The sequence below is a fragment of the Nocardia sp. NPDC055321 genome (assembly GCF_053645575.1).
Window position 1 is genome coordinate 1 of sequence record NZ_JBSHMS010000010.1, and the last position, 23,943, is coordinate 23,943.

Genomic DNA, 23,943 nt, shown 5'->3' on the forward strand with positions numbered 1-23,943 from the left:
GCCCGTCCCCCCCCGGGGGGGGGGCCCACGCGGCCGTCGCCCGGGTCGCCGTCCGGCCGCTTACGGACGGGCGACCTGCCGTGCCGGGCACGGCAATCCGGCATGACCGGCGAGACCGTCCGCCGACTCGGTCGGCGGGCATTTCGGCACGCCCTCGGAGTGGATACTTTGCGGGCCGCCGGAGGGCGGGGCACACTCGGGACTGTGACACCGAATTCGTTGGGGCGGGTTTCTGAACTGGGCGGTTGGTCATGAGTGTGCTGGCGCGCGGTGAGAACCGGCCCGCGCCCGGGGAGCGCATGACGATCACCGTCACCAGCGCCGCCGGGGTGGATGTCTCCGCACTGCTGCTGGGCGGCAACGGAAAGGTCCGCTCGGACGCGGACTTCGTCTTCTTCAATCAACCGGCGGGCCCGGGGGTGACGTACCGCCACGGGCGCGGCGCGGGCGACATGGTCGACGTGCAGACCGGCGCGTTGCCCCCGGACGTCGAGCGCGTGGTGATCACCGCCAGCCTGGACGGCAGCGGTCCGCCCACCTTCGCCGCGGCCGGGCCGCTCACCGCGACCATCGGATCCGATTCCGGCACTTTGAGTTTCCCCACCACCGGACTGACCACCGAGTCGGCCGTGGTGTGCGTCGAGATCTACCGGCGGGCCGGTGCGTGGAAGGTGCGCGCGGTCGGGCAGGGCTACGACGACGGGCTCGCGGGCATCGCCTCGGCGTTCGGGGTGAACATCGACGACGAGCCCGAACCCGTCGCGCCGCCCGCACCACCCGCGCTGCCCGGCACCTACCTGCCGCCGAGCGGCTACCAGCCGCCGAATGCTCCCGCACAGCAACAGCATTCGCCGCCGGCGGCCCCGCAGCCACCGCCGTATTCCCAGCCCCCGGCGTACGCACCGCCGCAGCCCCCGGCGTATCCCGCACCCGCCCCGGCCCGTCCGGCGCCCGCATCCGCATATCAGCAAGGAGCCAACGCCATGCAGAGCGATCTCTTCGATCCCCGTCATGCCGAGGTCGGGGGTGCGGGCATTCAGAAGCAGGGCGGCAAGATGATTCGGGTCGCGGTCAACGGCGAAGTCATGGCGCGCGCCGGTTCGATGGTGGCCTACCAGGGTGATCTGCAGTTCAAGGCGCTCGGCTCGGGCGGCATCGGGCGCGCGATCCAGCAGCGCCTGACCGGCGAGGGCGTCCCGCTCATGAAGGTCACCGGGCGCGGGGATCTGTTCCTGGCCGACTCCGCCTCCGACGTGCACACAGTGGACCTGGACGGCTCGGACGGGCTCACCATCAACGGCTCCAACGTGCTGGCCTTCGAACCGTCGCTGAGCTACAACATCCGGCGGGTGGAGGGCGCGGCCGGATACGCCAGCAACGCCGGGCTTTTCAACTGCGTCTTCACCGGCCGCGGGCGGATCGCCATCACCACGCACGGGTCGCCGGTGGTGTTGCAGGTCGATCAGCCGACGTACGCGGATCCGCAGGCGGCGGTGGCCTGGTCGTCGAGCCTGCACACCGGCATCAAGCGCAACGACTCGTTCGGGTTCAGCAGGCTCATGGGCCGCAGCACCGGGGAGGGCATCACGCTGTCGTTCTCCGGGCGCGGATTCGTCATCGTGCAGCCCTCGGAGCTGCCGCCGGGCGGGCTGCTCGGCGGTACCGGCGGCGGGCAGCAGTCCGGCCAGAGCGGCGGCATGCTCGGCGGCATCCTGGGATAGCGCGCGGCATCGGCTCGTTCACGATCGCGCGGCCGGGCCGGTCACGGCGTGTCCGTGAACATCTTGCGCACGCCCGCGAACAGCTGGGACGCGCCGCCGAGCGACCAGCCGCCGTCCACCGGGATCACCGCGCCGGTGATGTAGGTGGCCATGGGCGAACCGAGCCACAGGCAGCTGTCGGCGATCTCGGACGCGTTGCCGAAACGGCCGAGCGGAACCGAATCGGTGACGACCTGTTCGAGTTCGGGCGTCGGCGCCAGCCGCGCCATCCCCTCGGTGCCGGTAATCGGGCCGGGGGCAACGGCGTTCACCCGCACCCCGGCCGCTCCCCACTCCAGCGCGCACACCCTGGTCACCATGTCCACGCCCGCTTTGGCCGCACAGGCGTGCGCCTGCCACTCCATCGCGATACTCGATTGCGGCGCGGAGATGTTGATGACGGCCGCGCCGGGTTTGCGCAGATGCTCGTAGGCGGCGCGCAGCACGTTGTAGGTGCCTTTGAGGTCGATATCCACCACGGCCGCGAAGGCCCGCGCGGACATGTCCGCGGCGGCGGCGGGAAAGTTCCCGGCCGCACCGGAGACCAGGACGTCGATATAGCCGAATTGCTCGCGCGCGGCGGTCAGGGCGGCGGCCACCGCCTCGTAGTCGCGCACGTCCGCGGCGAAACCCATGGCCCAGCCGCCGTATTCGGCCAACTCCTCCACCGCGGCGTCGACCCTGTCGCGGTTGCGGGACAGCACCGCCACGCTCGCTCCGGCGCGGGCGAAGGCCCGTGCCACCTCCAGATTGATGCCGCTGGTGCCACCGGCCACGAAAACAGTGCGGCCCGAGTAGTCGAATAGCTCTGTCATCCAGCCATTTTCCGGCCGGCAAGCACACCTCGCGGCGATTCACCCCGAACAGCTCGAACGAAACGCCCGGACGGGCCCGCCACCCGGCCGCACCGCAAGCCACCGGGAGAACCCGCGACTACGCACGCCAGCACCGCGCGAGACCTCCGCACGGCCCATCGCCGCACCGCGCGGAGATCTTCGCGCAGTCCGGCGACGGGCCGTCGTCCGCGCGACGAACGGGTGACGGATACGACGATGGCCCGCGGAGAGGTCTCCCGCGGGCCATCGTCGATCACCGCTACAGGGACGCGCTGCCGCTCGCCGCGCTGAGCAGGGTCGTAACGATGTTGGCGAGAACCGCGAGCAACTCCATGGAAAAACCTCATCAAGTGGTAGCCGTGTCGTCCCGAAAGTGGGACACCGCACTCTTACCGGCGCGAGTGTCCGGCAGGTGTCGCGGAGATGAAGACGGGCGGTCGATGTGCGCATCATCGGCAAATGTCCGAAGTGACCGAATTTGTGTAATGCAGGTCACACCGCACTGCTACCGTGGCGATAACCCGCCGCCGGGCGCGCGGCGGAACATCTTCCGGAGGTGGTCCCCATGGCCTCGGTCCTGCACTCCGCACGCGAGCGCGTCACCCATGCCGCCGAGGCGGTGCGCGGACTCGGACGGCTCCGAGAACTGGGGCTGAGCAATCCGCGCGATCCGGCGGAGATGCTCCGAACCATCAGGGAGTCAAAGGTTTTCGGCCCGCCCGCGACGGCGGTGCGGCGCGCGGGCCGGCTCTTCCCCGAGCGTCCGGCGGTCGCCGACGAACGCGGGGAGCTCACCTACGGCGAACTCGACCGGCAGTCCGATGCCCTGGCCCGCGGCCTGCAGCGCATGGACGTCAAACCCGGCACCGTGGTCGGCGTCCTGGCCCGCGATCATCGCGGACTACTGCTGACCATGGCCGCGCTCGGCAAACTGGGCGCACGGCTGGCCCTGATGAACACCGGATTCGCCAAGCCGCAGTTCGCGGCGGTGTGCGAACGCGAGAACGTCAAGGTCGTCCTGCACGACTCCGAGTTCCTCGGCCTGCTCGACGCGCTGCCGCCGGAGCTGCCGCGGGTGCTGACCTGGGTCGACGAGGGTGACGAAATCCCCTCGGGGGCAACCACTCTCGACGCGATGATCGGCGCCAACGCGCAGACGCCGCTGCCCGCGCCCAAGAAGCCCGGCGGCTTCATCATCCTCACCAGCGGCACCACCGGCCTGCCCAAGGGCGCCCCCCGCGATCGCACCGGGCCGCTGTCCACCGTGCAGATGGTCGACCGGATCGACTTCCCGCAGGGCGGGACCATGATCATCGTTTCGCCGATCTTCCACTCCACCGGCTTCGGGACCTGGCTGGTCGGGGTGGCCTTCGGGAACAAGGTGGTCACCAGCCGCCGCTTCGACGCCGAGCGCACGCTGCGCCTGATCGCCGAACATCGGGCCGACTTCATGGTCGCGGTGCCGACCATGCTCCATCGCATGGTGGAACTCGATCCCGCGATTCGCGCGAAGTACGACACCTCCTCGCTGAAGGGCATCGTCATCGCGGGGTCCGCGCTGTCCCCGGAGCTGAGCGTGCGCACCGCCGAGGTGTTCGGCCCGGTGCTCTACAACCTGTACGGGTCCACCGAATGCGCGGTCGCGACCGTCGCGCGCCCGGAGGAATTGGCCGTGGCGCCCGGCACCGCGGGGCGCTCCCCCACCACCTGCGAAGTGGTGCTCTTCGACGACGCGGGCAAGCGCGTGCTGGCCAAGAATGTCAAGGGCCGCATATTCATTCGCTCCGGATCGCCGTTCAAGGGTTATACCGACGGGCGGCACAAGGAGATCATCGACGGCTATATGTCCAGCGGGGACGTCGGGCATTTCGACGACAACGGTCTGCTGTTCGTGGACGGGCGCGACGACGACATGATCGTGTCCGGCGGCGAGAACGTCTTCCCCCAGGAAGTGGAGAATCTGCTGCTGGAGCGCGCCGATGTCTTCGACGCGGCGGTGGTCGGGGTCGACGACGTGGAATTCGGCAAGCGGCTGCGCGCGTTCATCGTTCCGGAGCCGGGCGAGAAACCCGACGCCGACGAGATCAAGCTCCATGTCAAGAACACCCTGGCTCGCTACAAGGTGCCCAGGGACGTGGTTTTTCTCGATGAACTGCCGCGCAATGCCACCGGCAAACTGCTGCGCAAGACATTGATCGAGTACCGGATCTGAATCCGGCGATCACGCTCGCGGCGTAATCCCGGCCACGGTCCCGGGAAGAATATTCGATACCTTAAGTAACAGAGACCTCGGACACATCGAGACGCTCACTGCTTGCTAGGGTTAGCACGTACTGGATATCGAGGTTGCGCTCCGACTGCCGACTCGTCCGGCAGGGGATCGCGGAAGGTTGTACCCATGTCATCAGCCCTATCGGCAGGCACGGTTTTCCGGAAGGCGGGGGACGCGGCGCTGAGCATCAACGCCATGGTCCGCGGCGGATTGGTCAATCCTTTGCGCCTGGATCACGCGGTGAAGTCGGCCCTCAATATCGCCAAGTTCGGACCCTTCGCCGGTGCGCTGATCCACGGCGCGACGACCAACCCGAAGTCCGCGGCGATCGTCGACGAGCGCGGGGAGATGACCTTCGAGCAGCTGGACAAGCAGTCCAGCGCGATCGCCCGCGGCCTGGCCGCGCGCGGCATCGAGCCCGGCGACGTCATCGGCGTGCTGGCTCGTGATCACCGCGGCATGGTGCTGACCCTGGTCGCCGCCGGCAAGCTGGGCGTGCGCACGGTGCTCATGAACACCGGTTTCGCCAAGCCGCAGTTCGCCGACGTGACCGCGCGCGAGAAGGTCAAGGCGGTGCTGCACGACAGCGAGTTCTTCGACCTCATGAGCGCGATTCCGGAGGAGATCCCGCGCGTCCTGACCTGGGTCGACGAGAAGGACAACGCCGATCCCGCCATTCCGACCCTGGAGTCGCTGGCGCAGGGGCAGTCCACCGCGCCGCTGACCCCGCCCGAGAAGCCGGGCGGCATGGTCATTCTGACCTCCGGCACCACCGGCACCCCCAAGGGCGCGCCGCGCGACAAGGTGAGCCCGTTCATCACCGCGCAGTTCCTGGACCGGATTCCGCTGCCGCGCAACAGCACCGTCGTCATGGCCGCGCCGATCTTCCACGCCACCGGCCTGTCGCAGTTCACCATCTCCATCGCCCTGGGCAACCGAGTGGTGTTCCAGCAGCGGCGTTTCGACCCCGAGGCCACGCTGGCCAACATCCAGAAGTACCGCGCCCAGGGTCTGACCGTGGTGCCGACCATGATCCAGCGCATCCTGGACCTGCCGCCGGAGACCCTCGCCAAGTACAAGCCGTCCGAGACCCTGCGCGTGCTGTTCGCCGCCGGCTCGTCCATCCCGCCGGACGTGGTGACCCGCGCGCTGGACTACTTCGGCGACTCGCTCTACAACCTGTACGGCTCCACCGAGTGCGCGGTCATCACCGTGGCCACCCCGAAGGAGTTGCGCAAGAATCCGACCACCGCGGGCCGTTCCCCGGTCGGCATTCGCCTCGCGCTCTACGACGAGAACCGCAAGCGGATCACCGCGCCGAACGTGACCGGCACGATCTTCATCGAGAACAGCCACTCGTTCAAGCAGTACACCGACGGCCGCACCAAGGAGAGCGTCGACGGGCTCATCTCCAGCGGCGACGTCGGGCATTTCGACGACGAGGGCCTGCTGTTCATCGACGGCCGCGACGACGACATGATCGTCTCCGGCGGCGAGAACGTCTTCCCCCAGGAGGTGGAGAACCTGATCTCCAACCGCCCGGACGTGTTCGAGGCCGCGGTGGTCGGCGTCGACGACCGCGAGTTCGGCAAGCGGTTGCGGGCGATCGTGGTGCCGGGTCCGGATTCCACCCGCGACGCCCAGGAGATCAAGGAGTACGTGAAGGCGAACCTGGCGCGCTACAAGGTGCCGCGCGAGGTGATCTTCCTCGATGAGCTGCCGCGCAACGCGACCGGAAAGTTGCTGCGCAAGCCCCTTATCGAAATGTCCGTCCCTTCAGAATGATTCCGAATGGAATCGGAATGAAAGGCCGGGAAATCGGCCTGGCGGTCTCGGTTATCATCAGCACGTGAGTTTCGTGTCCGGCCGGTCCTCGGCGCATATCCGCAGTGATGCGGCGATGTTGCGCGGTGGGTCGGCCGGTTCGATTTCCGGGGCGCTCGCGGTCGCCGCGCACGGCTGGATCTCGGGGGCCGCGCCCCTGGAATCGGGTGCGCTGAGCTTGCTGGTCGCCGCCTCCGCCGCGGTGGGTGCGCTGGTCGCCGGGATCGGCGTGCTGCGCACCACGCGGCTCGGGCTCGTCGTGGCGCTGCTGGGCGGGCAACTGCTCGGGCACTTCGCCATGCTGTGGGGTTCGCCGGGTAGCGGCGGGCACCACTCCCATCACCAGGCATCGGTCTGGAGTCCGGCCATGCTGGCCGCGCACCTGAGCGCCGCCTGCGTCGCGGCGGTGGTGATTCTGGGCGCGGAGGCCGCGTACCGGATCGTCAGCACCGTATTGCACTGGGCGCTGCCGGTTCCGATCGCGCTGCCGGTGCTGTCCGGGCCCGCCGCGCTGCCCATCGCGCATCGCGACCGGGTCGTGCTGCGGGTGCTCGCGGCCGATGCCTTCCGCACGCGCGGACCACCCGCCTTCGTTCGAGGCTGATTCCTTTTCCGGGGCTCACCGAGTCCCCGTTCCCCCGTACGCACGGTTCTGTATTCCGTGCGGCGTCGCCGTATTCGGCGACGGCCGGCGCCGTATTCGGCGACCCCGGGGGCTTTCCTCGAACGAAAGACCGCTCGTGACAATCACAGAAAGCGGTGTCGATTCCTCGGCATCGCCACCCTCCCCTGCTCGAAAGCCGGGGGCGGCGGAATCAACGCCGTCGACCGGCTCCACCAAACGCGGCGCGGGCAACGCCTTTCAGGCGCTCATGCTGCGACTGCATTTCTATGCCGGCGTCTTCGTGGCGCCGTTCATTCTGATCGCGGTGATCACCGGTGCGCTGTACGCGATCGCGCCGCAGATCGAGAATTTCGTCGATCGCGGGCTGCTGCACACCGATTCGACCGGTACGCCCAAGCCGCTCGCCGAGCAGATCGCGGCGGCCACCGCCCAGGTTCCGGACCTGTCGCTGGCGGCGGTCGCGCCCGCGCAGAACGTCGGCGACACCACGCGGGTGATCTTCACCGATCCCTCGCTCGGCGAGTCCGAGCGGCGCGCGGTGTTCGTGGACCCGGTGACCGCGCAGCCGCAGGGCGTGAGCGTGGTCTACGGCAGTTCGGGTCAGTTGCCCACGCGCACCTGGATCGACACCCTGCACCGCAATCTGCACCTGGGTGATGTCGGGCGCTACTACAGCGAGATCGCCGCGTCGTGGTTGTGGCTCATCGCGCTGGCCGGCCTGGTGCTCTGGTACCGCCGGGTGCGGGCGCGTCGCGAACGCCGGTCCGCGGGCTGGCTGCTGCGGGTCGACCGCTCCAAGCCGCGGGCGCGCACGCTGAATTGGCACGCGGTCGTGGGGCTCTGGGTCCTGCCGGTGGTGCTGCTGCTCTCGGCGACGGGTATGACCTGGTCCAAGTACGCCGGTGAGAACGTGGGCGATCTCCGCAAGGAACTGAGCTGGATGACTCCGGCGATCGACCAGAAGTTGCCCGGGACAACGGGTCCGGTCGCGGCCGCCGGTGGCGATCACGCCGATCACGGCGGTAAGCCGGCCGCGCCCAAGCCGGCGGCGAACAAGGCCGCGCAGGCCGACACCGCCTACGCGGTGGCGCGGGCCAACGGGCTCGAGGGGCCGTTGGAGATCAGCATTCCGGCGGCGGACAACACCGCCTTCGTGGCCAAGGAACTGCGGCGGCCCTTCGTCTACACGCAGGATTCGGTCGCGGTGAACGGCGAGACCGGCGTGGTCACCGACGTGCTGCGGTTCTCGGACTGGCCACTCATGGCGCAGGCCACGAACCTCGGCATCGGGCTGCACATGGGCGTCACGTTCGGGCTGATCAATCAGCTGGTCCTGCTGGTGGCCATGCTCGCGCTGCTGACCGTGGTCGTGCGGGGCTACCTCATGTGGTGGCGGCGCCGGCCGACCAAGGAGACGAAGCTCGGCGCCGGCAAGGCACCGCGGCGCGGGGCCATGCGGCAGACGCCGCTGGTCGTGCTGGTTCCGTTCGTGGCCGCGGCCGCGGTCGTGGGCTGGTTCGCGCCGCTGCTCGGCATTCCACTGCTGGGGTTCCTGGCGCTCGACGTGCTGGTCGGCCTGGCAGCCCGCCGGCGCGCTGCCGCCTGATCCCGTTCCTCTGATCCGCTGCCCGGCAGCGGTTTTCACACACTCACAACCGAATCCGTCCCAGCGACACCGCCTTCCGGCCGTGCCGCCGGATTCGGACGCCCTGTCACGATCCGGCGCGCTGGATCGTCACCACTGCACTGCGGAACCCGACCGCACACGACGCGAGGAATAACCCTGATGAAGATCAAGATGTTCGCCCTGTCCGCCGCCGCCGTCTCGAGCGTGCTGGCCGTCAGCGCGGGTGCCGCCCACGCGGCCCCCGCCGCCGAGGCGAACACGGACGGCGCGATCAACTACGCCGTCACCACCACCGAGACGCACACCGTCATCAACACCGACGCCGGTTCGCTGGTCGTCGAGGACGGTGTGTTCAAGGTCAAGGCCGCCAACGGCGACACCGTCGCGGGCACCGAGTTGAGCGTTCAGGTGGACGATTTCGCCTTCCCGATCGCCGCCGAGATCACCGGCCGCACCGCGACCCTGACCCCCAAGCTCGACATGGCCCACGCGGTCTACAAGCCGGTAGCCCTCCCGTTCGAGAACTCCGCACCCTGGAAGTCCGAGTACGACCGCGAGGTGGCCGCCTGGTCCCGCATGACCAGCACCATCTCCCTCGGCGCCAGCATCGCCACCCTGGTGGGCGGCATCGGCGGCGCGGCCCTGGGCTGCGTGGCCGGCGGTATCGCCGGCGCGGCCCTGACCGGCCCCCTGGCCACGATGTTCGGCGCGGGCCCCCTCGCCGGCTGCCTGATCGGCGCCGCCGCGACCGGCTTCATCGGCACCGTGGCCGGCCAGATCTTCATCACCGCCCCGGTAGCGATCCTGGCCGCGGCCCAGTACTTCACCACGATCAACCAGCCCTTCACGGCCCCGGCGAAGTAACGGACACAAGGTCCGGCTGCCTGATGCGCGGCGGTGGAACACCTGGACCACCGCCGCGCTCTACACCCCCCGACCTGGGAGTGTTGGTGATGTATGACTTTGTACATAGCCAACATCAGTGGAGGCTCGAAATGACGGTTACCCGGATCGACCTCGACGACGACGCGCTGGAACGGGCGATGATCCTATCCAAGGCCGAGACCACGAATGAAGTGGTCAACCTGGCGCTGCGCTTTTACGCGGACAAGCAGGAACCGGCCGCACACATCACGCGGCATTTCGAGCGGGCGCGCGGCTGGGGTGCAGTGGGCGATGCGGCGCGCAGGCATGACGCGGAGAAGACCGAGTGATGTATCTGCTGGGAACCTCCGGATTGGTCCGCCTGCACAATATTCACGACATCGGCTGACCTGCGCGGCAATTCGATGCGTCGAATGGTTCACACCGGCGGCAAGATTCTGTCCGCAATTCATCTGAGCAAGGGGATGATCGCGGCAACCAGCCCTTCACGGCCCCGGCGAAGTAGTCTCCGCACGAAACCCGTAGCGAGGCCGTAGGTCCCGTGTGGCCACGGCCTCGCTTCATGCACACCCACCACGGCGTCGGCAGGCGACCGGTCCGGCACCTGTCACATCCCACAGTTGAACAGGTGCACCACAATCAGAACCAGATCTCCCGACCGCACAAGCGCCAGTTGCTCGTCGGTGAGCTGTGTGCTCGATCGCTCGTCCGGCGAGGGGAATCCGGTGGCGAACCAGATCGACGCCGCGCATGCACCCGGTCCCCTGCCCCGGGCGACGATGGTCTCCCACTGATTCACGATCGGGGGCGTCAGCGGGTACAACTCCATGCCCGGAATCACCACCGCCGTGAACGGATCCGGCCGCGGGGCGGGGCCGATGAACCACGCGCTCGCGAAGGTCACTTCGTCGTAGTTGTGCTGATCGGCGACCGCGGTCCGGGTGAATCCGGCCACCGTGACGGCCTCGGCGATTCGGCGGGCCTCCGTGGGCCGGTGCTCCGCGAATGCCGGCGAACATGCCTGGAAGACCAAGAGCCCCACTAGAATCACGCCCGCAGCAGCGAACGCGGTACAGACCCCGAGCACGATGCGGCCCACACGCGCCCGAGCACTCGACCGAATCCGTACTTCGATCCCCTGGGCCGACCCGAAACGCCGCAAATCCTCGATCATCACCCTGTCCCGACCCCAGATCCCCGGCGTCCACCAGAGGAACCCAGTATTCTGCCCGGCGACGATCCGCTACGCACGCCTCTGCGACGAAATAGACGTGCCTCCGCACGCCGAGCTAGTCGGTCGTTTCCTCGTCGGCGGGGACCGGGGAGCCGGTCAAGGGCTGGACGGGGCGGAGGCGGACCCAGGCGAAGAACAGGACCGCGGCGGCGGTCATTCCTATTCCTGCCCAGAGGTTGATGTCTATGCCGCCGGTCTTCGCTCGCTGGTACTGGGTGTCGTAGCTGAGGGCGACGACTATCAGGATCACGCCGTAGCAGGCGAGCAGCCCGCCGACGATGGTGCGGATATCGAACAGCATTGACGCGCCTTTCCTATCCGATGAAAACGTTGAGGGCGATGACGATTACGAAGGCGATCCCGGCCAGCACGGCCGGGCGCTGGTACCACGGCAGGGTGTCCGCGTCCGGATCGGTGCGGGCCGAGGCGGGGGTCTCGGAGTAGACCAGGCCCACCAGTTCGGCGGCGGGCTTGGGGCGGGTCACCTGGGTGACCGCGACGCTGACGACTATGTCGACGGCGAAGGCCACCCCGGCGGCCACGAAACTCGCGCCCTGGCCGGACAATTCGAAGACGCCCGCCTTGTTCGCGAGGAAGACCGCGATCGCCGCGCCGGTACCGCTCACCAGGCCGATCCAGCCCGCCGCGGGGGTCATCCGCTTCCAGAACATGCCCAGGATGAAGGTGGCGAACAGCGGTGCGTTGAAGAAGCTGAACAGCGTTTGCAGGTAGTCCATCATGTTGGAGAAATTGCCCGCGATGAACGCGGTCCCGATCGCGGCCACGGTCGCGCCGACCGTGGCCAGGCGGCCGACCTTCAGGTAGTAGCCGTCCTCGCGATCCTTGACCGCGTACCGCTGCCACAGGTCGTAGCTGAAGACGGTGTTGAACGCCGAGATGTTCGCCGCCATACCGGCCATGAACGCCGCGAGCAGCCCGGCCAGCCCCACCCCGAGCAACCCGTTCGGCAGGACGTCCTTCATGAGATAGAGCAGGGCCTGGTTGTAGGTGACATCGCCCTCGTAGTCGGGATTCGCCGCCACCTGGGCCTTGAACTCCGCGATCTGCGGCACCAGCACCGCGCTGATCATGCCGGGGATGACCACGATGAAGGGAATGAACATCTTCGGGTACGCGCCGATGATCGGCGTGCGCCGTGCGGCGGAGATGGAATGCGTGGCCAGCGCCCGCTGCACCTCCACGAAATTGGTTGTCCAGTAACCGAAGGAGAGCACGAACCCGAGCCCGAACACGATCCCGATGACCGAGGCGATGTTGCTGGTGAACCCGGTGAGCTCGTTGCCCGGCCACGCCTGCAACTGCTCGGCCCCGCCCGGACCCTCGATCACCTTGCCGCGCAGCCCATCCCAGCCGCCCACCTTGTGCAGGCCGACCAGCGTGAGCGGCAGCAGCGCCGCCACGATGACGAAGAACTGCAGCACCTCGTTGTAGATGGCCGCCGAGAGCCCGCCCAGGGTGATGTAGGACAGCACGATCACCGCGGCCACCACCACCGACACCCACAGCGGCCAGCCCAGCAGCACGTTCACGATGGAACCGAGCAGATACAGGTTCACCCCGGCGATGAGCACCTGCGCGACCGCGAAACTCAGCGCGTTCACCAGGTGTGCGCCGGGCCCGAACCGCCGCAGCATGAACTCCGGCACGCTGCGCACCTTGGAGCCGTAGTAGAACGGCATCATCACGATGCCCAGGAACAGCATCGCCGGCACCGCGCCGATCCAGAAGTAGTGCATGGTCGGCATGCCGTATTCCGCGCCGTTGGCGGACATACCCATGATCTCGACCGCGCCCAGGTTGGCGGAGATGAACGCCAGGCCCGTCACCCACGCGGGCAGCGAGCGCCCGGACAGGAAGAAGTCCAGGCTCGAGGACACCTGCCGGCGCGCCAGCCAGCCGATGGCCAGCACGAAACCGAAATACAGTGCGATCAGCGCGTAATCGATCGGATCGGCGTCCAGGCGCAGTCCGCTGCCCGCCGCGGCGACGGCATCGGCGTACGCGAGTACGTCGACGGGCACACTGGCGTCGAACGGCATACGTTCTCCTGTCGAAACACTGCTCGAAATGACGCGGGCACGACTGTGGTCTGACGCGAGCACGACTGTTGCTCGAAGGTTCCCCGGCCGACGATCCGGACCGTGACGGGCAATACTAGCGGCGAGTTCGCTATTGCCGGGGAGGATCGCCGACGCCACGTAGGGCTATCGGAAAGCGCCTGGTAAACAAGGTAGCCAGGCGTCAAAGATGTAGTTGCTCGCCAGTTTCCGTTGTGAAATGGGTGCGCCGCACGGCGCCGAACTACGGACAGTCCATGGCTCGCTCGTTCCTGGATCGCGAGTGGATGGTTCCCGTTTCAGGTTAAGCCCTCGCCGCCGCGCACGCGGCCTATTCGAGCCGGTGCGCACCCGGGGCCGGGGTGACCTCGAACGTACGCGGTGCGTCGAATCCCATGCGCGCGAACGCGTCTCGCACCGCCTCGGTGACCGCCGCGGACCGCTCCCGATCGACCAGGGCGATCACGCTGCCGCCGAAGCCGCCGCCGACCATGCGCGCACCGTGCGCCCCGCTCCGCAGCGCGGCGTCCACCGCGGTGTCCAATTCGGGCGTGGAGACCTCGAAATCGTCACGCAGCGAGACGTGCCCGGCCGTCAGGATCGGGCCCGTGACGCGCGGATCGGCGCCGCCGCGCAATTTTTCGGCTACCAGCAGCACCCGTGCGTTCTCGCTGACCACGTGCCGCGCGCGCCGGCGCAGGAGCGGATCCGCCAGGCGCTCGACCACCGCGAGATCGGTGACGTCCCGCAAAAACCGAACGTCCAGTTCCTCAGCGGCGGCGGCACATTCGGCCCGCCGCGCGGCGTACTCGCCGTCCACCAGCCGGTGCGGGCTCCCGGTATCGAACACCAGCAGTTCCAGCCCGAACCGCTCGAGCTCGAACGGAATCTGTTCGTACCCCTGGGTGCGCACGTCCAGGAACAGCAGGTGCCCTGCGGTGCACAGCATCGAAGCGGACTGATCGAGCACGCCAGTCGGCACCCCGGCGTAGACGTTCTCGGCGGTGCGCGCGATATCGATGATCTCCGCGGCGGGCACATCGGGCGCGAACAGATCACGCAGAGTGATGGCCACCGCGCAGGACAGCGCCGCGGAGGAGGACAGCCCCGCGCCCATCGGCACGGTCCCGTCGAGATCGATCTCGATCCCGCGCACCTCGTGCCCGCGCCGCTCGAACTCGCGGACGACGCCGAGCGGATAGTGTGCCCAGGTGGGCAATTCGGACCAGCCCCCGGTCCCGAGATCCCCCAACGTCACATCGATGTCGTCGCACGGCGCCTGGCGCGAGCGCAACCGCACCACCCGTCCCGGCAGCAGCGTGGCGGTACAGGTCACCCCGAGCGGCAGCGCCATCGGCAGGACGTAGCCGTCGTTGTAATCGGTGTGCTCGCCGATGAGATTGACCCGCCCGGGCGCGTGCCACCGCCCCGCCGCTGTCCCCACAGTGCCCTCCGCTCCGCTTCGGGTTGGTCCGGCGGCCCGCAGAGCCGTCCACGGAGTCGTGCAGGCCGTTCGGTTCGATTGGCAGGCAGCATAGCGAGTCTCGCGAACCGCGATCCTGCGGGTTCGGCGGACTCGCCTACAGAGCGCGGGTTTTCGTGTAATGATCGACGCGGTTGCCCAGATCTCGATGGCAGCGCTCCCTCCCCCGTGGACACGGCCGCCGTCGGCTGGCACCTATGCTCGTACAGCACCACTCGGTTATCGGTCGCCGAGGCCCCTCGAGCACCGCTCGGTACGTCCGCGAGCACGCTCGATGAGTTCGACGGTCGTTGCCCTGGTGTGCAAGATGCTGATCTACAGGTGGCACGTTGCTGGGGACGGAGCGGAACGAGGGGGGCTGGTGACACCAGAAGGAGAACCGGCCGGTCAGTCCGGACTGCGGCACCGGATCTGCTGGCGCACGATGGGACTCGGCTGCGGACTGTTGATCCTGCTCCTGCCACTGGTCAGCGACTCCCGGCCCCTGGCGCTCGGCACGCTGTTCGCCTCGGTCACCCTCAGTCTCATCATGATCGGCGCGGGCGTGCACAGATTCAGACCCCGCCACCCGCTGCCCTGGTATCTCCTGTCCGCCTCGGCCGTGCAATTCACCGTCGGCACCGCGCTGCGCACCCTCACCGACTGGCAGCGGCACCCCTTCGACGATCTGTTCCTGCTCAGCGGCTACTGCCTGATCGGCGCCGCCGCGGTGCTGTGGCTGCGCCCCCGCCAGAACAGCACCGATCACGATCTGCTGCTGGACTCCGGCCTGATCGGCCTGGGCGCGCTGCTGCTGTCGTGGACCTTCCTCATCTCCCCCATCCTGCACGCCGCGGGCGGGCTCACCCTGACCTCGCTCACCGCCTGCGTCTATCCGGTGGTCGACGCGCTGCTGCTCACCGTGGTGGCGCACTCGGTGGCGACCTCCGCGCGCTCGGAAACCTCACTGCGCCTTGTGTATCTGGCCCTGCTCGCCATTCTCGCCGGCGATCTCGGCTACAACCTGGAAGCGGCCGGTTCGGCCGATCCCAGCCGCCAGATGCTGCTCATGCCACTGCAATTGGCCTACACGCTCATCGGCGCGGCGGCGCTGCACCCGAGCATGGTCGTACTGGGCGGCCCGCGCGACATCCACGCGCACCGCTCCCGCCAGCGCGCCAGCATCATCGCCATCACCATGATCGTGGCGGCGCTCGTGCCGGTGGTCGGGTCCAGCCTGGACATGATGGACCGCGTCGTCGTCTCGTCGCTGTTCGCCCTGCTGCTGTCCGGTGTGCTGCTACGCAGTGAACGCGCCATCGAACGCAGCGCCCGGAGCGAACGGCGCGCGCAATACCAGGCCGATCACGACATGCTGACCGGGCTCCTGAACCGCGCCGCCCTGCTCCGGGCGTTGCATCGTAATCGGGACAGATGGGGTGACCAGCCGCTGGCGCTGCTGTTCATCGATCTGGACGGCTTCAAACGCGTCAACGACAACTGGGGCCACGCGGTCGGCGACGAGCTCATTGCCAACGCCGCCGCGCGCATCCGGCGCATCATTCGCCGCGACGACGCCGCCGCCCGGTACGGCGGTGACGAGTTCGTCGTGCTGGCCCCGCTGGGACGCCAGCAGGCGCTGCTGCTGGCCGAACGGCTGCTGGCCGCACTGGGCGAACCGTTCGAGCTCAGCGCGGCCGAGGTCCGCATCGCCGCCAGCATCGGCATCGCCTGCAGCGGCCCGCGCGGCGCCGATACCACCGTGTACGAGCTTCTGCGCGAAGCGGATTCGGCGATGTACCACGCGAAGGAATACTCGCTGGGGTACGTTTTCCATGCCGATCTCAGGCACGGTCATCCGGAGTCCGGCCCGCGCACCTGGCGCCGGGAGTCCGCGGTCTGACGTCGCGATCGCTGTCACCGCACGGATATTCGGGTCAACCATGCACTTTCGCTCATCCACCGCGCGCTCCGCGCGAACCGGACTCTCGAGGCTCACCGCCGCCCTGGCCTGCGCGACCGCCCTGGCTTGCGCGGGCGCGGGCGGCACGGCGGCCGCGCCGCTGGAGCTCGAAACCCCCACGCTCCCCGCGCAAGTCGCGACCGGCGCCGGGGATATCGCCGTCGGCACCGGCTCGGCGTCGCTCTCGGCCGATCCGGGGTCCGCGAGCGGGTCGAGCAGAAGCGGTTCGGGCGCAGGCGGTTTCGGCGGGCTACCGCCGGGCACCTGGCCTGGGTCCGGCCCCGGGCCCTACGGCACCGGATCGGGCGGGCGACTCGGCCAGCTGGGGCCGAACATCGCCGAGGGCATCGATTCGTTCATGCGCGGCCTGGGATTCCGGCCCGGCAACTACCCGAGCTGCGCCGAGATCGAACGGGCCGGACTGGCCCCGCTGCTGCGCGGCGCACCGGGATTCAGCGACCTGCTCGATCCCGACGGCAACGGCGTCGCCTGTGATTGACAGGCGTCGAGTGTGATCGATCCGGGCGCGTTCGAGGCCCGGAAACACGAAATCCCCACCGCGCGCGGCTCGGTCCCGAGCCCCGATCGCGCGATGGGGAATGCGTGCGGCGGAACTCGCTCAGCCGGCTAAATCGTCGAGCAGGCGACGGGCGTTCTCCAGCTCGGCCTGCAGGGCTTCGACCTTGGCGCGCTGGGCCAGCCGGACCGCCTCCAGGATCCCGTCGACCACCTCGGCGACCTCGGGGTGCAGCAGTTTGGCGGCCTGCGAGACCGACGAACTCGGGACCGAGAGGCCCTTGATCGTGCGCTTCTTGCCGTTGACCACGTCGAGGGTCCACTCACCGTCGGCGGTGCCGCTCAGGGTGACCGTCACCTCCGGCGCCTTGGGCTTGCGGGCGGCGGCCGCGCTGCCCGCTGTGTTGCGCGCCGGCTTGGGCGCCGCCGGCTTCTTGGCCTCGGCGCCGGAGCCCGCCGCGGCGGTATCCGCGCCGTCCTGCGGCAGATCGGGTTTCGCGGCGGGCGGCGTGCTCGGAACGCTCTGGACACTCGGAACGCTCGGCGGGGTGGCGGTCGCGCTCACCGTCGACGGCATCGTCACTGTGGGGTCCTTCCTGGTTGCCGTTTTCTGTTTCACACCGGCGGCGGCTTGGGGCCGGGCCGGTTTGGTCAGGGTCACCTCGGTGGGGCCGAAGGACAGCACGTCCTTCGAGCCGGTCGGCTTCACTTGCAGGAAATCTCCCTCGGACGGATCACCGAGCGAGATCACCTTTCCGGAACGGCCTTCCGGTACGCCGACAGCCACCGCCGTGAACCACACCATCGGCGGACGGCCGGCATCGATCTGCTCGCCGATCTGCCGAATCTCGGTCTCCGACAAGGGCTGTGGTTTCGTGCTACGGGACGACATGGGGCTCTCCGGGCGGACGATTGGACATCTGCGTGCACAGAGCATGCCCCATGGCACCGACAAATCCACATCCGGAGAATCCGCACCGCTACCAACGCACCGGTTGGTGAACGTTCAGCAATTGCGATTCGGTCGGCCCACCGAGCATGGCCGGCGGGTCCGATCGTAGGCGCTGTGCGCTGCCCGCGCGCAACTTTCCGCGACGGCGACCCCGGGCGATCGATGGCGCCGCCCCGGTTGTCGCGACCGGTCGTGCGCTGGTCAGAGCTGTTCGACACCGCGCAGGACGCAGCGTAGCGACTGCGGCCTGGTGACCGGATCGAGCCGGGTCTCGGTGATGAGTTCGTGAGTCGCGCCCGCCGGTACGGTGACCTCGGTGCTGGTGCGATCCAATACCGTCGACTCCGGTGTCATGAAACTGATCACCACGAGATATCGGTGCTCGACCTCGTCCCGGTTGCTCACCACCGCGGTCGCCTGCCAGCCCGCCGACGTGCCACCGCACCCGGTGACGAACGCGCTGCGCTGCATTTCGGATTTATCTCTGTGAGACTCGGGCATATCGGCCACTTCGGCCTCAACCCTCCCCACATCGGTGTGACCGGACCGGGCACAACCCGCCAGGACAGCAGCCAGTCCACACACCACACCGACGAGCCTCAGGCAGGGGGCGATCATGAATCTCCCTTTCCACCGCGCACTTCCGCCCCCCGCACCGCTGTTGCCGCTAATTAGCCGCGCGCAGAGACTACCCCACCGACACAGCGTGTCGTGGAATACAGATCCAGGCGTGTCGTACAGGAAGATTCGTTGTTCACTCTTCCGGCGCGCGCTGTTCAGCGGTATCGCCTCCACCTTTCCACTCACCGTCGGCAGTCCGCCGTCTCCTGTTTCGCAGCACCGAAATCATCCTCCTGTATGCAATCACGACAACGCCCGGCATGCGTGCGCGTCGTCACAAATCACGGCGGCGGCGGGAGATTCACGTACCCCGGCCGTGGTGGACAATGGCCGGGGTGACCATGGCCCCGCTGAATCGCCACAACGCGGAGTTCGCGGACGCGACCTCGATTGCCGCCGGGGTGCGGAACGGCGCCGGCACCGCGGTGGCCGCGGTGACGAACGCGCGCGAGTTCGCCGAACTCTCGGGCAACGCCTTCCTCTCCTGCGATTGGGACCGGGCCGTCGCGACGGCGACCGCCATCGATGCCCGCCGAGCGCGCGGCGAACGGCTCGGCGCGCTCGCGGGCGTGCCGCTCGCCGTCGTGGATCTGATCGCGGTGGCGGGACTGCCCGCCACCCTGGGGTCGCGGGCGTGGGCCGGTGATCGTGACCGGCCCGGCAACATCCCCACCGTCACCGCGCCCGCGGTGCGGCGGCTGCTGGACGCGGACGCGGTGCCGGTGGGCAAGACCAACTGCCCGGAGTTCGGTTTCGGCGGCATCTGCGCCGGACCCGTCATCGGGGCGACGGAGAACCCCCGATATCCGGCGGCGACGCCGGGCGACTCGGCCGGCGGCATCGCGGCCGCACTGGCTGCGGGCAGCGCGGCGCTCGGCCTCGGGGTCGATCTCGGTGGCGAGCTGCGCTGGTCCGCGCAGTGCACGGGCCTGACGGCGCTGCGGACGACGCCGGGGATCGTGCCCGCAGCGGGTCAATTGCCCGGCGCCGCAGGCGATCTGGGTCACACGCCGGGTGCGCGCCCGACCGGGATGCGCGCGCTGCTGCAGACCATCGGGCCCATGGCGCGCTCGGCCCGCGATCTGCGGCTCGCGTTCGATCTGCTGTCCGGGACCATCGACGACGAGCGCTGCCGGATTCGGGTGCTGCGCTACGCCTGGAGCGACGGCAGCCATCTCGGTCCGGTGTGCTCGGCGACGAAGCTGCTCATGGTCGAGATCGCCACGCGACTTCTCCGATGCGGCGGCCAGGTCACGAATACGCCGGGCATCTTCGACCACCTCCCCGACTACGAACGCCTGCGGGCCGCAGACCCGCTGGTCGACCACCTGGCCGCCACGGCGGGGGTCGAAGACCTGGTCGAGCCCGGGAGCCTGCGCGTCATCCGGGAGTCGCTGCGGACGAGCCCGGCCGCGGTGGCGGCCGCGTTGGGTGCGGCGGAATACGCACGCGCACGGGCACTCCGAGTGTTCGAGGAGTTCGACGTCGTCCTGCTCCCGGTCGCCGCGGGCCCCGCCGCCGACCCGGACGGCCTGCTGCTGGTGGGCGACCGGCTGCTGGACGCGGACGACCTGCCGAACCACTGCCGCGCGGTCACCATGACCGGCTGCCCGGTCGTGTCCATCCCCGTCGGGCTGTCCGATGACGCACTGCCGCTGTCGATTCAGGTGATCGCCGCACCGGGCAACGAGCGCCTGGCGCTGATGGCGGCCACCGAGGTCGAGGCGGTGCTGCAGCGGTAGGGGTCAGCCTGCGGCCAGCGCCTCGAGGACGCGGCGGGCCTGGTAGTCGGCGCCGAGCTGATTGGGATGGAACGGGACCGCGAGGCCGAAGGGGCTGCCGGAGAAGGGCACCAGACCCTCCACCCAGCGGGTGCCGACGGGTTGGCAGGCGTCGTGGCCGGAGCTGCCCTCGTAGGTGTTCACGAACTGCACATCGGTGGCGGCGGCGACGCGGGCGAGCATCGCGTCGATCTCCAGGAGCTTGGTACCGAGCCAGATCGCGTCCGCGTCCGAGATGGGTATCTCCGGGAAGCAGCCGCCCTCGAGGCCGATGCCTTCGAAGTAGTCGAGCAGCAGGATGCGGGCGTGCGGGGCGCGTTCACGAATCCCGTGGATGGTGGCCGTGACCCGCGGTTCGGCGGCGGCGATATTGATCGACATCTGGTCGACGCCGTTGACCACCAGGGTGTTCAGGCACGGCGAGACGGCCGGATTCAGTGTGACGCAATCGGTCACGGTCTCGGCCAGCCCGGCGTCGTTGCCGCCGATGCCGATGGTGACCAGGTCGGTGGTGGGGGTCAGCCGGTCGAACTGCGGTGGATTGCCCGACTGCGGGGCGGTCATGTTGTGGGTGGTCGCGCCGCCGCAGGTGGCGTCGCGAAAGACCGGGACGGCCAGCGCGGCGGCGACCTGTTTGGCGTAGTTGCGGGCGCTCTGGACGCAGTTCAACGGCGTGAACACCGTGGTGATCTGACTCAGGGTGGCATCGGCCGCCCAGGAATCACCCAGTGCCACATACTCGTTGAAGGCCGGACCGGTCTCGCCCGGCGCGGCGGCGGCTCCCCCCGACGAGAACGGAACCGCCGCGGTGAGCAGAACCGCGAGCAGCGGCACGACGCGTGAGAATTTCATCGGCTGTCTCCCCTGACTGCCCGGCACGAAACAAACTGGACTTGCGTCCAGCGCCGAACCTAACAGCGGGCCCGCACCCGTGCCCCGCAAAACGCGAAAACAACCGGGGTGGTGCGGCGTTCATCCGCACGCACCACCCCACCGCTACACGTGATCCACGACCTCGCGGCGCTCGTAGCCGAGCTGCACGTCGTGCGCGACCGCGCCGTCCACCACCGTCACCCGGCTGAAGACCGGCGGATACCCGCGCGCCATGATCGTGTAGCGGCCATCGGCCAGGTCGGGCACCACGTAGTGCCCGGTGTCGTCGGTGCGCGTCACGGCGATGAGATCGCCCGCCTCGTCCAGCACGGTGATCTGCGCGTCGGAGATCGACTGCCCGCTCTCGGTGCTGGCCGAGCCCGCCAGCACCGCCCGCGGCAGCAATTCCACGTCGTGGTGCAGCATTCCGCTCTCGGGCACGCTCAGCGTCGCCGCGCACGGGCGCATGTGCTCAGCCACCGCCACCAGCGTGTACGTCCCGGCGAGCACGCCGCGGCAGCCGTACGCGCCGTCGGCCTCGGTGACGTCCGAGCCGACCACGTCGCCGTGGACGTCGGTGAGGGTCACCGTCGCGCCCGCGACCGGGCCGCCGCGAATGGCCGAGCGCACGATCCCGCCCACCTCACCGGAACCGGACAGCGCGATGTCGAGCATGTGCGGGCGGCGCCCGACCGTGATGCTCACCGCCGCGGGCTGATATCCGTTCGCGGAGACGATGAGCACGTAGTCCCCCGCGCGCGGCACCCCGATGGCGTAGATGCCGTCCGATTCCCCGATGGCGCGCGAAACCTGATGTCCGCGTTGATTGATCAGCGTCAGTACCGCGTCGGGCACCGCCGGCCCGTCCTCGCGGTGCACACACCCCGAGACCGACAGGAAGCCGGCGGTGCCGATGTGCACCTCGTCCCGCGGTTCGGGTTCGGGCTCGGGCATCGGCAGCGGCTCCGGTTCGGGTTCGGGCTCCGGTTCGGCGACCGGCGCTTCGGCGATTGTCTTCGGCATGTCCTGCAGCGGAACTTCTTTCATGAACATGAGCACCGCGGCCGCCACCACCGCAGCGGCGGCGGCCACGTAGAACACCCCGCCCATGGCGTCGGTGAAACCGATCAGGATGGGGTCGCGCAGGTGCTCGGGCAGCTCCGCGATTCCAGTGGTGTTGCTCTGGATCTGCCCGAGTTGCCCGGCGCCGAACTCCGGCGGCAGCGAACCGCCGAACGCGGCGATGATGCGGTCCGGCAGCAGATTGAACAGGATCGTCAGGAAGATGGCGACGCCGAGCGTGCCGCCCATCTGCCGGAAGAAGGTGGCGGCGGCGGTGGACACACCCATATCCGCACGCGGAGAAGCGTTCTGGGCCGCGATGATCAGCGTCTGCATGCAGCAGCCGAGCCCGAACCCGATGACGCCGCAGAACACCAGCGGCTGCCACAGCGGGCTGTCGTAGTGCACGAGCGCGAACAGCACCGAGCCCGCGGCGATGATCAGCGAACCCACGACCGGCAGGAACTTGTAGCGGCCGGTGAATTTGGTGATGAGCCCGGCCAACTGCGCGCCGATCATGATGCCGACCACCAGCGGCAGCATCATGAGCCCGGCCTTGGTCGGCGAATACCCGCGCACCACTTGGAAATACAGCGGCACGAGCACGATGGCGCCGAACATGGCGATGCCGACGATGAAGCCGCCGACGATGGCGATGCTGAAGGTGGCGCTGGAGAACAGGCGCATGGGGATCAGCGCGGCGTCGCGCATGAGCAGTTCCACGATGACGAACAGCAGCAGACCGACGACGGCGATGCCGTAGCAGAGCAGTGCGCGATCCGAGCCCCAGCCCCATTCGCGGCCCTGTTCGGCGATGAGCAGCAGCGGCACCGTACCCATGGTCAGGGTGATCGCACCCAGCCAGTCGGTGCGCTGCCGCTGTCTGTGAAAGGGGACCTCGAGTACCTTGGCGACCACGACCAGGGCGAGCAGCCCGACGGGCACGTTCACCAGGAAGACCCAGCGCCAGCCCTCCAGTCCCAGTAGCCGATCGGCGTTGGAGAACCAGCCGCCCAGCACCGGGCCCAGCACCGTGGCGATGCCGAAGACCATCATGAAATAGCCCTGGTAGCGCACTCTTTCCCGGACCGGGACGATGTCGCCGATGATGGTGAAGGCCAGCGACATCAGCCCGCCGGCGCCCAGCCCCTGCACCGCGCGGAAACCCGCGAGCTGGTACATGGTGGTGGCGAAGGTGCAGGCGACCGAGCCGAGGACGAAGATCCCGATGGCGATGAGATAGCAGGGTTTTCGGCCGTAGATGTCGGCCAGTTTGCCGTAGAGCGGTGTGCTGATGGTGGCGGTGATGAGATACGCCGTGGTGGCCCAGGCTTGTTCATCGAAGCCGTGCAGACTATTCGCGATGCGAACGATGGCAACGCTCACAATATTCTGATCCAGGGCAGCCAGGAATACGCCCAATAGCAGACCGGACATAATGGTCAGAATCTGCCTGTGCGACAGCTGCGTTCCCGTATCGGCATCCAAAGACATTGGAGCCGACGAAGACTCGATAGCGGTATTCGTCACTTTTGGGGCCCTTGTCGGATTTCGGGTGCGTAATGTGCCGTG

Annotated in this window: 19 protein-coding genes; 10 read left to right on the plus strand and 9 right to left on the minus strand. The window is 68.6% G+C overall.

Annotated elements, in window-relative coordinates:
• Nucleotides 1-251 precede the first annotated feature (251 nt).
• The gene (locus ACWIGI_RS17395) at nt 252-1,721 is read left to right on the plus strand and encodes an AIM24 family protein (RefSeq protein ID WP_454203416.1); all 1,470 of its coding nucleotides are present in this window, start codon (nt 252-254) and stop codon (nt 1,719-1,721) included.
• 41 nt (nt 1,722-1,762) lie between these two features.
• Here ACWIGI_RS17395 and ACWIGI_RS17400 read toward each other — a convergent pair whose 3' ends face one another.
• A complete protein-coding gene (locus ACWIGI_RS17400) occupies nt 1,763-2,575 on the minus strand; it encodes an SDR family oxidoreductase (protein ID WP_454203417.1) in 813 nt (270 codons plus the stop codon).
• 586 nt (nt 2,576-3,161) lie between these two features.
• Here ACWIGI_RS17400 and ACWIGI_RS17405 point away from each other — a divergent pair.
• The 6 genes from ACWIGI_RS17405 (at nt 3,162) to ACWIGI_RS17430 (ending at nt 10,158) form a co-directional block, all read left to right on the plus strand.
• Nucleotides 3,162-4,808 (plus strand): acyl-CoA synthetase, encoded by a 1,647-nt coding sequence (locus ACWIGI_RS17405; RefSeq protein ID WP_454203418.1) that lies wholly within the window; start codon nt 3,162-3,164, stop codon nt 4,806-4,808.
• A gap of 186 nt (nt 4,809-4,994) precedes the next feature.
• On the plus strand, nt 4,995-6,653 hold the full coding sequence (locus tag ACWIGI_RS17410; RefSeq protein WP_454203419.1) for an acyl-CoA synthetase: 1,659 nt from the start codon (nt 4,995-4,997) through the stop codon (nt 6,651-6,653).
• Nucleotides 6,654-6,717: 64 nt separating this feature from the next.
• On the plus strand, nt 6,718-7,296 hold the full coding sequence (locus tag ACWIGI_RS17415) for a hypothetical protein (protein ID WP_454203420.1): 579 nt from the start codon (nt 6,718-6,720) through the stop codon (nt 7,294-7,296).
• A gap of 136 nt (nt 7,297-7,432) precedes the next feature.
• Nucleotides 7,433-8,923 carry a PepSY-associated TM helix domain-containing protein gene (locus ACWIGI_RS17420; protein WP_454203421.1) on the plus strand — a complete coding sequence of 497 codons (1,491 nt, stop codon included), beginning with the start codon at nt 7,433-7,435 and terminating at the stop codon, nt 8,921-8,923.
• A 180-nt stretch (nt 8,924-9,103) separates the two neighbouring features.
• A complete protein-coding gene (locus tag ACWIGI_RS17425) occupies nt 9,104-9,808 on the plus strand; it encodes a hypothetical protein (protein ID WP_454203422.1) in 705 nt (234 codons plus the stop codon).
• Nucleotides 9,809-9,939: 131 nt separating this feature from the next.
• A complete protein-coding gene (locus ACWIGI_RS17430; RefSeq protein WP_454203423.1) occupies nt 9,940-10,158 on the plus strand; it encodes a type II toxin-antitoxin system VapB family antitoxin in 219 nt (72 codons plus the stop codon).
• A gap of 278 nt (nt 10,159-10,436) precedes the next feature.
• Here ACWIGI_RS17430 and ACWIGI_RS17435 read toward each other — a convergent pair whose 3' ends face one another.
• From ACWIGI_RS17435 to galK, 4 genes are all read right to left on the minus strand, one after another.
• Nucleotides 10,437-10,871 (minus strand): hypothetical protein, encoded by a 435-nt coding sequence (locus ACWIGI_RS17435; protein WP_454203424.1) that lies wholly within the window; start codon nt 10,869-10,871, stop codon nt 10,437-10,439.
• 247 nt (nt 10,872-11,118) lie between these two features.
• Nucleotides 11,119-11,364: a hypothetical protein gene (locus ACWIGI_RS17440; RefSeq protein WP_454203425.1), complete on the minus strand. Its 246-nt coding sequence runs from the start codon at nt 11,362-11,364 to the stop codon at nt 11,119-11,121.
• 13 nt (nt 11,365-11,377) lie between these two features.
• The gene (locus tag ACWIGI_RS17445) at nt 11,378-13,123 is read right to left on the minus strand and encodes a sodium:solute symporter family protein (protein WP_454203426.1); all 1,746 of its coding nucleotides are present in this window, start codon (nt 13,121-13,123) and stop codon (nt 11,378-11,380) included.
• 349 nt (nt 13,124-13,472) lie between these two features.
• Nucleotides 13,473-14,585: a galactokinase gene (gene galK, locus ACWIGI_RS17450; RefSeq protein ID WP_454203427.1), complete on the minus strand. Its 1,113-nt coding sequence runs from the start codon at nt 14,583-14,585 to the stop codon at nt 13,473-13,475.
• Nucleotides 14,586-14,985: 400 nt separating this feature from the next.
• On the opposite strand from galK, the gene ACWIGI_RS17455 reads away from it, so the two are divergent.
• Both ACWIGI_RS17455 and ACWIGI_RS17460 read left to right on the plus strand, forming a co-directional pair.
• Nucleotides 14,986-16,506 carry a diguanylate cyclase domain-containing protein gene (locus tag ACWIGI_RS17455; protein WP_454203428.1) on the plus strand — a complete coding sequence of 507 codons (1,521 nt, stop codon included), beginning with the start codon at nt 14,986-14,988 and terminating at the stop codon, nt 16,504-16,506.
• A gap of 40 nt (nt 16,507-16,546) precedes the next feature.
• Complete coding sequence (locus tag ACWIGI_RS17460) at nt 16,547-17,065, plus strand: excalibur calcium-binding domain-containing protein (protein WP_454203429.1); 519 nt, start codon at nt 16,547-16,549, stop codon at nt 17,063-17,065.
• Nucleotides 17,066-17,185: 120 nt separating this feature from the next.
• On the opposite strand, the gene ACWIGI_RS17465 is transcribed toward ACWIGI_RS17460, so the two are convergent.
• Together ACWIGI_RS17465 and ACWIGI_RS17470 are read right to left on the minus strand one after the other, a co-directional pair.
• The gene (locus ACWIGI_RS17465) at nt 17,186-17,944 is read right to left on the minus strand and encodes a DUF6319 family protein (protein WP_454203430.1); all 759 of its coding nucleotides are present in this window, start codon (nt 17,942-17,944) and stop codon (nt 17,186-17,188) included.
• A gap of 291 nt (nt 17,945-18,235) precedes the next feature.
• Nucleotides 18,236-18,505, minus strand: a complete 270-nt coding sequence (locus ACWIGI_RS17470) for a hypothetical protein (protein ID WP_454203431.1) — start codon at nt 18,503-18,505, stop codon at nt 18,236-18,238.
• 491 nt (nt 18,506-18,996) lie between these two features.
• Between ACWIGI_RS17470 and ACWIGI_RS17475 the strand changes: the two genes are divergently transcribed.
• Complete coding sequence (locus tag ACWIGI_RS17475) at nt 18,997-20,397, plus strand: amidase (protein WP_454203655.1); 1,401 nt, start codon at nt 18,997-18,999, stop codon at nt 20,395-20,397.
• 3 nt (nt 20,398-20,400) lie between these two features.
• On the opposite strand, the gene ACWIGI_RS17480 is transcribed toward ACWIGI_RS17475, so the two are convergent.
• Together ACWIGI_RS17480 and ACWIGI_RS17485 are read right to left on the minus strand one after the other, a co-directional pair.
• Nucleotides 20,401-21,288: an SGNH/GDSL hydrolase family protein gene (locus ACWIGI_RS17480; protein WP_454203432.1), complete on the minus strand. Its 888-nt coding sequence runs from the start codon at nt 21,286-21,288 to the stop codon at nt 20,401-20,403.
• A gap of 144 nt (nt 21,289-21,432) precedes the next feature.
• The gene (locus ACWIGI_RS17485) at nt 21,433-23,865 is read right to left on the minus strand and encodes an MFS transporter (protein WP_454203433.1); all 2,433 of its coding nucleotides are present in this window, start codon (nt 23,863-23,865) and stop codon (nt 21,433-21,435) included.
• Nucleotides 23,866-23,943 lie beyond the last annotated feature (78 nt).